At 64.3% G+C, this 13,964-nt stretch carries 12 protein-coding genes; 11 read left to right on the top strand and 1 reads right to left on the bottom strand.

The annotated features are described in order from the left end of the window. Positions 1 to 393 precede the first annotated feature (393 nt). Positions 394 to 1,545, top strand: a complete 1,152-nt coding sequence (locus LuPra_RS22680) for an acyltransferase family protein (protein WP_110172865.1) — start codon at positions 394 to 396, stop codon at positions 1,543 to 1,545. 400 nt (positions 1,546 to 1,945) lie between these two features. On the opposite strand, the gene LuPra_RS22675 is transcribed toward LuPra_RS22680, so the two are convergent. Beyond that, the gene (locus tag LuPra_RS22675; RefSeq protein WP_110172864.1) at positions 1,946 to 5,728 is read right to left on the bottom strand and encodes a TIR domain-containing protein; all 3,783 of its coding nucleotides are present in this window, start codon (positions 5,726 to 5,728) and stop codon (positions 1,946 to 1,948) included. A 425-nt stretch (positions 5,729 to 6,153) separates the two neighbouring features. Between LuPra_RS22675 and LuPra_RS22665 the strand changes: the two genes are divergently transcribed. The 10 genes from LuPra_RS22665 to LuPra_RS22615 all read left to right on the top strand — a co-directional run bounded on the left by LuPra_RS22665 (position 6,154) and on the right by LuPra_RS22615 (position 13,926). Next, a complete protein-coding gene (locus LuPra_RS22665) occupies positions 6,154 to 7,374 on the top strand; it encodes a tyrosine-type recombinase/integrase (protein ID WP_110172863.1) in 1,221 nt (406 codons plus the stop codon). Between the two features lie 362 nt (positions 7,375 to 7,736). Then, positions 7,737 to 8,189, top strand: coding sequence for a helix-turn-helix domain-containing protein (locus tag LuPra_RS22660; RefSeq protein WP_110172862.1), 453 nt, complete (start codon positions 7,737 to 7,739; stop codon positions 8,187 to 8,189). Positions 8,190 to 8,284: 95 nt separating this feature from the next. Further along, entirely contained in the window at positions 8,285 to 8,557 is a 273-nt protein-coding gene (locus tag LuPra_RS22655) for a hypothetical protein (RefSeq protein ID WP_110172861.1), read from the top strand. After that, complete coding sequence (locus tag LuPra_RS22650) at positions 8,554 to 8,748, top strand: hypothetical protein (protein WP_110172860.1); 195 nt, start codon at positions 8,554 to 8,556, stop codon at positions 8,746 to 8,748. The genes LuPra_RS22655 and LuPra_RS22650 overlap by 4 nt, the downstream gene beginning before the upstream one ends. After that, a complete protein-coding gene (locus tag LuPra_RS22645; protein ID WP_110172859.1) occupies positions 8,745 to 9,812 on the top strand; it encodes a helix-turn-helix domain-containing protein in 1,068 nt (355 codons plus the stop codon). Before LuPra_RS22650 ends, LuPra_RS22645 begins: the two co-directional genes overlap by 4 nt. Before the next feature lie 366 nt (positions 9,813 to 10,178). Next, complete coding sequence (locus LuPra_RS22635; RefSeq protein WP_157899548.1) at positions 10,179 to 10,445, top strand: hypothetical protein; 267 nt, start codon at positions 10,179 to 10,181, stop codon at positions 10,443 to 10,445. Positions 10,446 to 10,509: 64 nt separating this feature from the next. After that, the gene (locus LuPra_RS22630) at positions 10,510 to 11,145 is read left to right on the top strand and encodes an HK97 family phage prohead protease (RefSeq protein WP_110172856.1); all 636 of its coding nucleotides are present in this window, start codon (positions 10,510 to 10,512) and stop codon (positions 11,143 to 11,145) included. 176 nt (positions 11,146 to 11,321) lie between these two features. Further along, positions 11,322 to 12,539 carry a phage major capsid protein gene (locus LuPra_RS22625; protein WP_110172855.1) on the top strand — a complete coding sequence of 406 codons (1,218 nt, stop codon included), beginning with the start codon at positions 11,322 to 11,324 and terminating at the stop codon, positions 12,537 to 12,539. Positions 12,540 to 12,667: 128 nt separating this feature from the next. After that, positions 12,668 to 12,997, top strand: a complete 330-nt coding sequence (locus tag LuPra_RS22620) for a hypothetical protein (RefSeq protein WP_162271473.1) — start codon at positions 12,668 to 12,670, stop codon at positions 12,995 to 12,997. Positions 12,998 to 13,353: 356 nt separating this feature from the next. After that, a complete protein-coding gene (locus tag LuPra_RS22615; protein WP_110172853.1) occupies positions 13,354 to 13,926 on the top strand; it encodes a hypothetical protein in 573 nt (190 codons plus the stop codon). Positions 13,927 to 13,964 lie beyond the last annotated feature (38 nt).

Below are 13,964 nucleotides of genomic sequence, written 5' to 3'. Positions count from 1 at the left end.
GACGTTCGTGAATGCCAGTGGCGGGCCTTCGAGCCCGCCCGGACCACGCCTTGTGATGGTCGTGTGAGGCGGCCGCGCGACCATCGCCGCTCCTGCGGCAGGATCTCGATGCTGCGTCCTTCTCGTAGGCATCGATGCCGACGAACGTGGTAACCTCTTCCATGATTGGGTCCTATCGATGCGGCCCTGGCGCCGCAAGGCGTGTACCCGCGACATCGGTGGCTACCCGCCACCTTGTCGGACCGTACGGCGCGTGTGGACGTCTCCGGCGACACGGGCGTCGTAACGAGTCGCTTCACCGAAACGACGACCTTGTGATGCTGCGGGCGCATCTGCTCTCGAAGCCGAGTGTGTGTGCATCGCCGAACGCCTGCGCCCGGGCCTGCCGCGACCATGTCGACGTCCCATCCTCGGTTTGAGGCGGCTGCGGCCACGCCGGTCGTGGCCGACTCGCCGGTCCGGCCTTCGTCTGCGCGCTGGCCCGCCCTGGACGGCATGCGTGGCCTGATGACCATCGGCGTCTTCGTCGCGCACGTTTCCTACGAGTGGCTGCCGGGCGCCATCCTGTTCATGGACGCGTTCTTCATGATGAGCAGCTTCTTCATCACGCGGCTGCTGCTCAAGGATTGGCACACCGACGGCAGGATCCACTACGCGTCGTTCTACGTGCGGCGCCTGCGCCGCCTGTACCCCGCGCTGTTGGCGATGGTGATCCCGATCGCGCTGTTCTTCGTGGTGGGGTTCGGGCACCGCGCGTCCCTACTGCTGAACGTGGCCGGCACGCTGTTCTACTTCGCCAACTGGCTGCGCGCCTTCGGGGTGCCGCACCAGAATTACATCGGGCACACCTGGTCGCTTTCGATCGAGGAGCAGTACTACCTGCTGTGGCCGGCGATCTTCGGGCTCCTCCTCGCACTGAGCGGACGTGGCGTGGCGCCGGCGGCGGGCAAGCGGCCACTGCGCCTGGCCTTCTGGGCGGTCGCGCTCGGCGGGGTGATGGTGGCCACCATGGCGTGGCGTTCGTGGCTGGCGCTGCATGGGGCGAACTGGGAACGGATGTACAACGGCACCGACATGCACCTGGACAGCCTGGCACTGGGCGCCTTGCTGGCCATCACCTTCGACACACGGCCCGTGCAGGCGGCGTGCGCGTGGCTCGCGCGGCCGTGGCTGGTGTGGGCGATGGTCGCCGTGATGGTGTGGGGCGCCGCCCGGATGAACGTCGTCGTGCCGGCCTGGTATGCCTGGCAACAGCACTTCTACGTACTGTTGTCGCTGGCGCTCATCATGTCTTTCCTGAAGACCCCGACCGGCTGGGGCCTGCGCTTCGCGTTCCAGAACCCGGTGTCGCTGTACCTGGGCGCCATCTGCTACGGCCTGTATCTCTGGCACTATCCGCTGATCTACATCTGCCACGAGGTGTTCGCCTGGCCGGTGTGGAAGACCTTCCTGGTGTGCGCCCCGCTCTCGCTGGCGCTTGCGAGCCTGTCCTATTTCCTGCTGGAGCTGCCGGCGCTCAACGGCAATCGCGGGTCGGCGAAGTGATCGCCTGAGGAGTCGTCAGAAAACAGAAGATGTTGGCCGCCCGTTACTCGTCCGGGTCCTCGGGGGCCTGCTGATCCGCGTGCTCAAGCGCGAAGGCGCGTCCACGGGTAGAACAAGGTGGTTGTCCTACCGGTGCAACTCACGGTGGCGCGCGTGGGGCGCCGGGGCGTCCAGAGTTTGTGGGAGCGATTCGCGAGTTCATCTCGCAGAATCAACAGAAGTCCTCGAGATAGCTGCGGCCCGGGCGGAAGCTGCAGGGGACGAGCAAGGACGTCTCTGCGAAGTCCGGGGAGCGCTCCCGGGGGAGCAGCTTCGTCCGGCAACACGTTCTGGTCTTCGCTGCCCGCCATGCGCGCAGCCTGACGCTAGAAGGTCGTACCCAGCAATCAGTCGGACGTCGTCATTCGATGAGGTCGATCACGTGCACGCGTCCGCGGGCATCGCCGACCACGGCGGCGCCTCGCTGCGACGACCACGCGAGCGAATATGGCAAGGCATCGAAGGTCAGTCGCGCCAACTCGACGCCGGTCTCGAGATCCCAGAGGCGCAGCGTCTGATCGTCGGATGTCGAGAGCGCGCGGCCCCCGCCGGCCAGTACCGTCACGCTGGTGACCATGCCTTCGTGCCCCTCGAACCGACGTAGCTCAACGCCGGTCTCGAGATCCCAGAGCCGCAACGTCTCAGACGCGGAGAGCGCGCGGCGGCCGTCAGCCAGCACCGTGACGCTGTTGATCGACGCTCTATGTCCCGCAAACCGGTGCAGCTCGACACCCATGTCGAGATCCCAGAGCCGCAGCGTCCGATCCTCGGATGCCGAGAGTGCGCGACGGCCGTCAGCCAGCACGGTCACGCTCGTGACCCAACCTTCATGCTGCCCGAAACGTCCTAGTTCGGCGCCGGTCTCCAGATCCCATAGCCGCAGTGTGCCGTCGGAATACCCCGAGAGAGCGCGGCGTCCGTCGGCCGACACCGCTACGCTGGTGACCTTACCTTCGTGCCCCTCGAACCGACGCAGCTCAACGCCGGTCTCGAGTGCCGACAGCAGCAGCGTTGTACCGTCAGACAGAAACGTACCGTCAGTCCGAAGAAGTGCACTACGCCCGCCAGGCAATACCGTTATGCAGTTCCCTCCCCTGTCATCGCCTTCGAACCGCCGCAGTTCGGTGCCGGTTTCCAGATCCCACAGCCGCAGCGTCTGATCGTCGGATGCCGAGAGTGCGCGACGGCCGTCGGCCAGGACTGTCACGCTGGTAACGAGGCCCTGGTGCGCCTCTAACCGACGTAGCTCAACGCCGGTCTCGAGATCCCACAGCCGCAGCGTGCGATCCCACGACCCCGAGAGTGCGCGACGGCCGTCGGCCAGCACTGCCAGGCTACTAACCCTGTCTTCGTGCTCCCCAAAGCGTGGCAGCTCGGGCATTGCCTCGAGATCCCAGAGCCGCAGCGTCCGATCCCAGGACGCCGAGATTGCGCGGCGCCCATCGGCCATCGCCGTGACGCTAGTGACCGGCCCTGCATGGCTCTCGAACCGGCGCAGCTCGGCGCCGGTGTCGAGATCCCAGAGCCGCAGCGTCCGATCCTCGGATGCCGAGAGTGCGCGACGGCCGTCAGCCAGCACGGTCACGCTCGTGACCCCGTTGTCATGGCCCGCGAACCGTCGCAACTCGGCGCCGGTCTCGAGGTCCCAGAGTCGGAGTGTGCGGTCCCAAGACCCCGAGAGCGCGCGGCCCCCGCCGGCCAGTACCGTCACGCTGGTGACCATGCCTTCGTGCCCCTCGAACCGACGTAGCTCAACGCCGGTCTCGAGATCCCAGAGGCGCAGCGTACGGTCCGAGGACCCCGAGAGTACGTAGCGTTCGTGCACGGCCACGCTGGCGACCCAATCTTCGTGCCCGTCAAAGCGGTGCAGCTGCGCGCCGCTCTCGAGGTCCCAGAGCCGCAGCGTCCAATCCGCGGATGCCGAGAGAGCGCGACGGCCGTCAGCCAGCACGGTCGCGCTCGTGACCACGTTGTCATGGCCCTCGAACCGTCGCAGTTCGGCGCCGGTCTCCAGATCCCATAGCCGCAGGGCGCCGTCGGAATACCCCGAGAGAGCGCGGCGTCCGTCAGCCAGCACGGTCACGCTCGTGACCCACTCCGAATGCCCCTCGTACCGGCGCAGCTCAGCGCCGGTGTCGAGATCCCAGAGTCGCAGCGTGCGGTCCCTAGACCCCGAGAGCGCGCGTCGCCCGTCGGCCAGGACTGTCACGCTGGTGACACTCTCTTCATGTCCCTCGTACCGGCGCAGCTCGGCGCCAGGCGGCGTGAAGGTCGGACGGTGTGGCACCAAGGTGGGACGTACGAGCAGACGTCGCGTGTGCGCGAGGAACTTGTCCAACCCCTTGGCATCTCCAGGCGCGAGGCGTGCGAGGAGTTGCTGGGCAAGCTCGCCTGCATTGCGCGCGAGCGCCGGAGCAGCCAAGCTGAGCGACCCGCGGACGAGGTCCAGCGTCGCGTCACGATGCGATAGCGTGGCGTAGTCGGCAAGGAGCGGCTGGATGCCGAGGCGGTGCAGCTTGTTCGCGAGCCATGCCGGATCGGTGAGCAGCCCCCGCGCCACTTGGAGCTCACCCGCGCTGTTCAGATGTGCCATCAGGTGCCGTAGGCCGTAGACATCTCTCAGCGCTGCCAGGTCGCCGTCGTTGGCCTCTCGGTAGTGCGTCACCAGAAGGCGGTCGAGCTCCGAGAGGCGCCCCGCGATCGGCCCGTCGCGCAGCAGGGTGCGCACGACGTCGTGGAGACGCAGCACGCCGCGGCCGAGATCGAGTTCCACCAACAACGACAGGTCGGCCAGGCGCACGAGCAGATCCTCGCCATCGAGTGGATCGAGTGCCGCGGTCTGCCGCCACAGGCCAAGCGCGACGCTCGTGGGAATCTCGGCGTCCTCGACGAACACCGCGAGTTCCGCGAAGCGCGCGCGCTCGTCTGTGCGGAGTTGCTCGAGGCTAACTTCCAAGGTGCCCCAGGCGGTAAGGCGTCGGGACGCGCGTTCGTCGGGCGTGAATGCCTGCGCGAGCCCGCGGTGCACGATCGCGCGTTCGACGTAGGCAAGCGCATCGCCGACGGTCGCGCCGCGCGACATCCGGGTCCGCACTACGCCATTGGCCAGGCCGAGCACCAACGGCCACTCGCCCAGCCGACCAGCGAGCGAAGCGAGCCGTGGCCGCAGCGCCGCCGCCGTCTCCGGGGGCATTCCGCGCGACAGCATGGCCTGCGCTTCCCCCGACTGCATCGCGTCCACGGCGATGCGGGGAACCTCCCGCGGCACGACGCGATCGTCGCGCGTCGTGACGAGCCGCGTGGTCTGGTTCCTCAGTCCGCGATACAAGAGCGGCGCCAGGTCCTCGGCACGCCAGGCATCGTCGATCACCAGCAGGCAGCGGCGATCATCGAGCGCGTCTACGAGCGCGACCTTGGCGGGGTCGATGTCGCGGAACGCCGGGCGTTCGCCGACGAGGGTCTCGATCAGGTCGGCGATGCTGCCGACCAGATCGGCCGGCTTCTCGCCCAGCGTAATGCGCAGGATGCCGTCGCTGAACGCCTCCTGAACGTCGCTGTCATGGCACAGTGCGTTGGCGAGTGCGGTCTTGCCGTAACCACCAGCGCCACGCAGCGCTGCAGTGATGGCTACGGGCTCGCCACGCGCGTCGAGCAGACTGCGCTTGAGCCGGTCGAATTCCTCGGGCCGCGCGACGAAGCCCTCGGGCAGCGCATCGGCCATGAAGGGCACACGCTTCTCGCCGGCCGGGCCCTTGAGCACCTGCACGAGCCTCGCCAGACTCTCGGGAATGTCGATGTCATGACGATGCGCGCGCGCCATCCAACGCGGCAACTGTGAGAAGTCGAGCGCGCCTGGCCCAGAGACCGGCGAAACCTTCTTGCCCTCCTGCCTGGCGAGCTTCCATTCCCGCGCCACGTAGGGCGAGCGCAGCGCGGCCGGCGACAACACCAGCACCACGTGCTCGACGCTACGAATTGCGGCCTCGACCTGGCGCCACCAATCCTCACCGCCTACCAGATCGTGGAGATCGCGGTAAAGGGAAAGATCCTCGGTTTCCAGCGCCGTCTGCAGCCGGCGTGCGAATTCTAGACCGTCGGTGCGCGAGTAGGAAACGAACACGCGCGGCGTGGTGGGGTCCCGCATGGCGGCGTCGAGTATCCCAGCAGTGCGGTCAGATCAAAAATCCGACTGTATGTCTGCAGCCGAACGTCGCGCAGCCGAGGCTGACTCGTCGCCGGGGCTGCTCCTAGCCTCGCCTTGTTGACTATGCGTTGACCAATCGCAACTGATATAGCGCCAGAGGCTGCGGAGGGGACCTGTAAGGTATGTGTTTTGTTGTGTTTAGCGTGGAGCCGACGGCCGGACTTGAACCGGCGACCTGCTGATTACGAATCAGCAAAAATGAGTTTCATCCTGTCGCGTGATTGGCCTTATTTCGCGAAATACTTAGGAAATACTGCTACACTGCGTTTCGGTGTGTATTGCCATTTGGACCCCAATTGGACCCCAGTGGACCCCAGTGGGGTCCAACTGGAGACGGTTCCTGCGGCCACATCTGGAGACGTGTGATGCGTGTGAGACTGACCGACCAAAGGGTGACCAAGCTGCTGGCCGACAACGCCGAGCGCAAGGACGTGTGGGATGCGGGGTGTGAGGGACTGTCGCTGCGGATTGGACCCGACAAGGCCGTGTGGGTGGTCCGCTATCGCGTCGGACGCGTTCGACGCCGTCTCACGATTGGGAACGTGACGCGCATGACGCTGGCGCAAGCACGGGCGATGGCCAACAAACGGCTGCTCGTGGTTGACGAGGGACGCGATCCCGTCGCTGAGATCCAGACCGACCGAGCGAACACGTTCGAGGCGCTGGCCGAGTTCTACATCGAGCACTACGCCAAGCCTCGCAAGAAATCGTGGGCCAACGACCAGCGGATCATCACTCGGCACCTGATGCCGGATTGGCGCACACGCCTGGTGTCGTCGATCACACGACGCGATGTGCGCGAACGGATCGAGCACGTCAAGCTGTCGGCACCAGTGCAAGCGAATCGTGTCAAGGCGCTGTGCTCCAAGCTGTTCGGCTACGCACTGGAACACGATTGGATCGAGGCGAATCCCGTCACAGGGATCACGCTGCCGACGAAAGAACGTGCCCGCAAGCGTGTGCTCACGAAAGAGGAAGTCGGCACGTTCTGGAATGGTCTCGACACACTGGAACGTGACGGCGTGATCGAGGGAGCACAGGCCGACCAGCTGCGACTACGGCTGCTGCTCGGCCAGCGTGGTGGCGAGATCGCCGCGATGCGCTGGCAAGACATTGCCGGTGACCTGTGGACACAGCCAGACCCCAAGAACGGACGCACGCATGTGCTGCCAGTGACACCCGAACTGCGCGAGGTGCTGACACGCCAACGTGCCCGTGTGCCCCTCAAGTGCGTGTGGGTGTTCCCGAACAGCAAGCTGACAGGACCAGACATCTATCGGGCATGGCGTGCCGTCGAGATCGCGAAGGATGAGCACTCGACGACGACAGGCCTTGAGGCACTGGGTGTGGCCGACGCGAAGGGACACGATCTGCGTCGAGCCTGTGCCACGCACATGGCGATCCTCGGTGTGCATCCACATGTGATCGGACGCTTACTCAATCACGCTGATGCCCTCGGCAAGGTGGCAGGCATCTACAACCAGCACAGCTACCTGCCTGAACTGCGTCAGGCCTTGCACCAGTGGGCCGAGGTGGTGCGAGCAGCAGCAACGGCACACGGACACGTGGTGTCGTCGGCGGGATAACTCGCTCGGTGTTCGTCGGTCATCGCGAGGGCTGGTGGCGTGATCGCACACGCTGGCAGCCCTCGTGGCATTTCAGCGCCTGAATCTTCCCTATTGCGTTTCAGCAAAACACGGCGTAGGCTGACGCCCGAGCACCTGACGCTGGGGGCAAATCATCGTCCCCGGCACGTCCCCGCTCTCGACCTCGACTCCGACTCGACCTCGACTCGCACTGACTCGCTCGGTGCCGTTGCCCCCAACTCGAACTGCTCTGTATTGCTGCGTCAATCACGCGTACGCGTAAGCGTGCGTTAACTCGACGCTCGAGTCACACCACCCATCCGGTGGGTCGAGCACCTGTGCTCGACGCATGAGGGATCACGATGTTCGAGCGCATCCAGCAGCTGCCCGATCCGACCACGCCTGCCGAACTCGCAAAGGCACTGCGCATTACGCCTGCGTCTGTGCGACGTGCGATCAAGCGTGGAGAACTCCGAGCGTGCCAGACCTCACACCGTGGCGACCGACGCATCCAGCACAGCGCCATCCTGTCCTGGTTGAACGGGGATCGCACCAGCCCGCCACCGCTGGCCAGCAACACGGTGGCTCGTGAACCGATCACACCCATCGATCCGTGGGTGCTACTGGACACGCCGGAGGTGTGCGTAATGGTGGGCAAGTCACGTGGGACGTTGTGGCGCTGGATCAGGGATGACTACTTTCCTGAGCCAGACAAGGTGCTACCTGGTGGGCACAAAGCGTGGTTTCGCGCCACCGTGCAGAACTGGATCGTGCACGGCATGGCCACACCAGCACTGCGCTCCGCACGTAAGTGACAGGTTATGTGATCACAAAACACGACGCCTCGGTCTGTGGCAAGACCGAGGCGTGATTTCGACTCACGTGCGTAGCGTGAGCAGAGGACAGAACGATGAACGAAACCGATATTACGCCATCTGGCGACCCCAACGTGCACGACGAGGAAGGCGAAGCGTACTGGGCGGAAAAGGATCGCATCGCAACGTGTATGTTCTGGGCGCAGGATGCCGCCGAGCGCATCAAGGCCGATCCGGTGCAGACGCAGGCCACCGACGCACAGAAGGCGGTGCGGACTGAGCTATTGCACAACCTCGCCGGTGTCGTCGGCATGACCGGTGAGGAACTCGCAAGGTGCGTGCTCGACGTTGTGGCGAGGCGGCGATGACTGCGCACCACGAGCGTGCTGCGCTGGAACGTGAAGCGCACGAGGTGCTGCGCCACCTCAGGTGCGGCCTCGATGATCTCGCCGCCGTGCTGGAGCGACTGAGGCAGATTCGCGAAGCGTCGGATGCGCCACGCGATCACAGCCTCGTCGTCGAGCACGGCCCCAATGGTAGGCCGGAGGTGACGCGATGACCGGGCACGAGTCGCGTTTCGCTCGCATCGATGTGCGCCAGTGGGCACGTGCGTGCGCGCTCGGCATGAATGCCGCGCTGGCGTTCGTGTGCCTGAACCTGGGCCGCATGGGTAAGACGACGACGACGAAATGGGGTGCCACCGGCATTGCCACACACGTCGGCATGTCAAAAGCACAGGCACGGCAGGCACTGCAGGCGCTGGAGGCAGAAGGACTCGTCAGGTCGATTCGCGACGGACTGCGGAGCATTGTCGACAGCGGCGCTGGGATCTTCGCGTGGGTGCCGCAATCGGTGGTGTTCGGTGTTGAAGGGAATCGCGTGCCGCCGATGGAATTGCTGCGGGAATACGCCGATCCCATGTTGCTGCGCCTGTTCGTCGACATGTACGAACGTCACGATCTGCCCGGTGTCGGTGGCCTCCCACCATGCGTGCTCCACGAACGATGGGACAAGCACGTCCTGTTCCGTTCACCGGCATGGCACGTGGTCGCCTTCACATCGAATCACAGCCTGCACACGCCACTCTCACCAGACGACGATCTGATCAGACCGCACGTGGTGCGTGCAGGTGCGTCCGGTACCGACAACTACGACGCGTGGTGGTGCCGCTGCAAGGATCTGAGGGCGACAGGATTGCTGACCCGCGTGCTGCGCCTTGCCGAGTCTGCGGACGCTGATGCGGCCACGGCGATCACGTTCTGGCCTGCGGAGTGGCAAGGGCACGACACACCAGAGGAGGCACGTGTCGGAACAGCTGCGGAGGCCGTCGTGCAGGCCATGCTGCGCAAGAACCACGACGCCTGGAACGACGTGCGGGCACTGCAGGCCACAGGCACGGTGGTCCTGTTGCCACTGCCAGCGCATATGGTGCCGCAGGCCACGCTGCAGACGGTCTATCGGCTGCGGTACCGTCCCCACACGAAAGAGACGCAGGCGTGGTACGCATGGTTGAGTCACCAAGCTGATGTGTGGACGCAGGCGTTCCACGATGTCGAGGTGCAGTGGGGTGACTCGATCAGTGCGGCCGAGGAACGCGAGCGACGTGAAGCTGGTCGCATCTAGAAGATCTAGATCAGATCTAAGAGATCTAAGAGATCTAAGGGTTCTAAGACGGACTAGGGAGTACTACGGGCGTACTCCCGTGCGCGTGCGAAACGGACGAGTCAGAGGGGAGAACGGATGTGCTGTGGATGAATCTCGATGAGTTCTTCGGACGCTACCGCGAGGCACCACCACGCGTCGAGACGCCTGTGTCGGCAGTGAACGGAAACACCACCACGCCTCGCACCTGGTACGCGACTCGGTACCACGTACGCGAGGCGAACGGCTGTCGGCTGATCACGGTGCTGAACTGGAGACCGACAGTCCGACCAGCAGCACCGACGACGGCGACTGATCGACTGACACCCAAACAGGAAGCGTAAGATCATGCCGACGACTGACACACCGAACCCACTGGAGCCAGAGATGGATGCACTGGCACTCGACATCGTGCGGCTGATCGCCGACAGTGCGTGCGATCCACTCGCGAAGCCGTTCGCGGCGTTGCAGGCTGCAGCCGACGTGTGCCAGATGGCCGCAGCTGGATCGGATCACATGCGCTTACGGTGTGCGAGTGCAGCCATCCGCATCGCGCAGATGCTGGCACCCGAACGGACCACCATCGTCGAGGTGCAGGCTGGTGTGAGTCACTGACACAATGCACTGATCGCTGCCTCTTGCTCGTGCCACGCACACACGCACGGACAACGGAGCGCAGATGACGACGACAACGAGTGAGACGAGTAACACACGCCAGCCACTGGAGCGACGTGGCCTGCCTGAGGCTGCACGTCTGCAGGATCGGGCCGAGGGTCCGATGCTCACGGGCTATGCGGTACGGTTCAACGAACGCAGTGAACCGATGCACGGCGCGAACGGTGCCGAGTTCGTCGAGGAAGTGATACCTGGTGCGCTCGCACGCTTGCGCGAACGTCGCGACGTCAAGGCACTGATCGGCCACGATCCCACCAAGGTGATCGGCTCGACACGCTCGGGCACGTTGACACTGATACCAGACGCCATCGGCTTGCGTTTCGAGTTGCAGCCACCGAACAGCCCGACTGGTCACGATCTGATCGAGTCGGTGCGACGTGGCGATCTCGATGGTGTCTCGTTCGGCTTTCGCACCATCGCGGACAAGTGGCTGCCAGACACGCGACCACCAGTGCGCCAGCTGCTCGACGTGGATGTCTTTGAACTGTCGATTGTCGCGTGGCCTGCGTATCGCGAGGCTGGCGTGATCATCGAACCTCGTGCGCTCGAGTACGCAGCCGAACTGGTGACGTGTGAGAGTCGCCAGCTGCGTGCGCGTGAACTCGACGCACTGACGGTGCGACTGCGAGCGATTCGCTAGTCGCACATCACCTGCGTCACCGAGGCGACACGCGACACACGCAGCGAACGCACGCGATCCGCACGCGACGACACGCGGCACCGAGCCGTCAGGATCGTTCGTCAGGCGTTGATCGTCAGGAACGTGCTCGCGAGTCCGTGCGCCTGGTTGACGCGTTCATCTGTACGAGGTGACTTATGTTTGCAGCCAAGCACGCGGCTCGGACTCTGACCGAGGCGCGAACGATTCACGAGACAGCCGACGCAGCCAATCGCGATCTGACGACTGAGGAACGCAGCCAGTACGACTCGCTGATGGCACGGGCACGCCAGTACACCACCGATGCCGAGGCTGAGGCCGAGGCCTCACAGGCACTCGCACGGTTCACCAATCCGAACGGCAGCACTCCAGAGTTTCGCAGTGTGGTGAGCGATGCCGGTGCTGGTCGCACGCGCTCGACTGCTAGTGGCATCGAGCGTCGAGGCCTGCTGCGTCACGAGCAGGCGGTGTGGCTGCCGACCTCGCCTGAGGTTCGCGCAGGCCAGTCCGAAGGCATCCCCAGTGAGGGCGGCTTTGCGGTACCCGTGCAGCACTTGCCCGAGGTGATCGAGGCCATTCGGGCCAGATCGGTCTTTCTGGACGCCGAACCGCGTGTGTTCACGATGACGTCACACGTCCTCAACATTCCCAAGGCGGCCAGTGGCGTCCTTGCAGGTATGGTGCTGGAGGGTGCACCGATCCCGCAGTCCGCGACCACCTTCGAGCAGGTGGTACTGACCGCGCAGAAGGGTGCGGTCATGGTGCCCGCGAGCAACGAGTTTTTGGCCGATGCGGTGCCAGACGGGCGGGCGTACATTCAGCAGGATCTGTACAAGGCCGGAGGCGACCTGTTCGATACGCAGGCGTTCACTGGCAACGGCACGCCGCCGAACGTGCGCGGCATCCTGAACCAGCCCGGCATCGTCACCACGCCACTCGTGGGAGCCATTGACCTGGACGCCATTGCAGGCGCGATCCAGCGTGTCGAGGGCGCGAACCTGACCCCGAGCGCGATCTTCCTGTCGAGTGCGACGTGGGGTGCCTTGCGTCTCGCGAAGGATGGCGACACGCGGTACCAGCTGAATCCCGATCCGAGCGGAGACGCGGTCAAGCGCCTGTTCGGCGTGCCCGTGTTCGTCACGCCACATGTCGGCACAGCGTGCGTCGTCAGCGACATGCAGACCATCGCGGTCGGCATCAGGAATCAGGTGATCCTGCGGTATGACGAGTCGCACCTGTTCGACCGCGACAGCACCGTGATTCGCATGACCATGCGCTTCGACATCGGCGTGCTGCACACCGAAGGCACGCAGATCATTACGCCTGGTGCTGGCGGCACACGAGCCGAGGTGCCAGCACCGGCAGGCAAGAAGTAAGCATCAACGCACCCAATGCACCCACGCGCCTGGTCGGCCAACCGACGATCAGGCGCGTGGGTAGCAACGGAACACACAGGACACACCACCACACGCACACGAGGGAGGCACAGATGGCAGGTAGGACGATGCGTAGAACGGATCGCTTTGTAACGGATCGCTTTGTAGTGGTGAAGCCTTGGACGTATCTGGAAGGCACGCTGGGACAACACTGCTACGCCATGGGTGCTGTGGTCGGTGGGCAAGCCCTCGGCCAACCACCAGATTGGGCGCTGGTCCAGATGGATCCCAGCGAGCATATGCAGGCGTGTCCGCACTGTCATTGCTACTTCGCAGCGGCGCATGGGCAATCGGCGCAGCACTGGATCGACCAGCACCTGTACGGCGACATGCCCACATGTTGGAAGGTGCGCGAAACGCTGGCGTCGTTTGCGTGCGATACGGCGACGGTGCAGTGACACGCACGCACTGATCGCGTGCTCGGTGTGCTCGCGTGTGCCTGATGGCCTCAGGCCACGCACCGATGGCGTGCGCATGTCACGTTGTCGGCTGGTGGCCACCTCGGATCGCCCTGTTCTCACGTCCTGTCGTCGCAGGGCATCCGAGGTGGCTGTCGGGGCAGCTGGTGGTCGAACGGCTGAGGCCGCGAAACGGCTAAGTCCCGAAAATGTGCAAGAGAGCAGGACGCTCGTCTGCGCCGTCGTGCCATAGCGATTGGGCCCCCCCGAACGTGAGATGCCGTGCTGTTGAGGTAGGCTATCGCCAAATACTGTCGAATTGACGACGACCACGACCATTGAAGGCGGCGTACTCCATGATCACGGCTCTCGCGCTAGCAGCACTCGTCGAACTGCTCCCGTCGTCTCAGGGTGCGGCACCAACCGGAGCGGAGTTCTTGGCGACCGGCATCGTCATCGCCGGGGACGTTGAGTACCAGATCGACCGAAAGGACATCGATGCGCCCGCCATCGCCTTCACGCTGTTCGGACGATCCGGTTCGGACACTGCGAACGTGAGAATGCAGCAGAAGCATGCTGACGCGAACGGCACGGTGGCTTCCTACTGGTACAAGAAACTTGTAGCAGCCCGCTTTGCGTCGATTCGCATTGCAGACAAGGCCGATTTGGCAGGGGGAACTATGATTGACACCCGCTCAATCGAGGGTCTACTCATTTGTTCGCCGCGACCCGCAGGAAGAGATGCCTTGGGCACAGTCTATTCGTTTCAGTGCTTGAACTTTGACACTGAGAAGTGGGTAAAGAACGACAAAGGCGCTCCCATCTCCGAAGTCGATATTTTGTTCGTCGTCCGTCACTCCTCGCCTAATGACGGGGTCTTTGCAGACCTTCTTGTGCGGAAAAAGCTCATGTACTTCCGTCTTGAATAAGGCGTCGCCCTAAGTGCGAGAGGTTCCAAGGCGTGAAA

It is taken from the genome of Luteitalea pratensis (assembly GCF_001618865.1).
Lineage (GTDB): Bacteria > Acidobacteriota > Vicinamibacteria > Vicinamibacterales > Vicinamibacteraceae > Luteitalea > Luteitalea pratensis.
Note: the sequence above shows the minus strand (reverse complement) of the source record. Positions and strands in the feature narration are given on the sequence as shown.

Bases quoted from the DNA above. Each gene is read 5' to 3' on its own strand.
- LuPra_RS22680 (WP_110172865.1), top strand. From the start codon at position 394: ATGTCGACGTCCCATCCTCGGTTTGAGGCGGCTGCGGCCACGCCGGTC.
- LuPra_RS22675 (WP_110172864.1), bottom strand. From the start codon at position 5,728: ATGCGGGACCCCACCACGCCGCGCGTGTTCGTTTCCTACTCGCGCACC.
- LuPra_RS22665 (WP_110172863.1), top strand. From the start codon at position 6,154: ATGCGTGTGAGACTGACCGACCAAAGGGTGACCAAGCTGCTGGCCGAC.
- LuPra_RS22660 (WP_110172862.1), top strand. From the start codon at position 7,737: ATGTTCGAGCGCATCCAGCAGCTGCCCGATCCGACCACGCCTGCCGAA.
- LuPra_RS22655 (WP_110172861.1), top strand. From the start codon at position 8,285: ATGAACGAAACCGATATTACGCCATCTGGCGACCCCAACGTGCACGAC.
- LuPra_RS22650 (WP_110172860.1), top strand. From the start codon at position 8,554: ATGACTGCGCACCACGAGCGTGCTGCGCTGGAACGTGAAGCGCACGAG.
- LuPra_RS22645 (WP_110172859.1), top strand. From the start codon at position 8,745: ATGACCGGGCACGAGTCGCGTTTCGCTCGCATCGATGTGCGCCAGTGG.
- LuPra_RS22635 (WP_157899548.1), top strand. From the start codon at position 10,179: ATGCCGACGACTGACACACCGAACCCACTGGAGCCAGAGATGGATGCA.
- LuPra_RS22630 (WP_110172856.1), top strand. From the start codon at position 10,510: ATGACGACGACAACGAGTGAGACGAGTAACACACGCCAGCCACTGGAG.
- LuPra_RS22625 (WP_110172855.1), top strand. From the start codon at position 11,322: ATGTTTGCAGCCAAGCACGCGGCTCGGACTCTGACCGAGGCGCGAACG.
- LuPra_RS22620 (WP_162271473.1), top strand. From the start codon at position 12,668: ATGCGTAGAACGGATCGCTTTGTAACGGATCGCTTTGTAGTGGTGAAG.
- LuPra_RS22615 (WP_110172853.1), top strand. From the start codon at position 13,354: ATGATCACGGCTCTCGCGCTAGCAGCACTCGTCGAACTGCTCCCGTCG.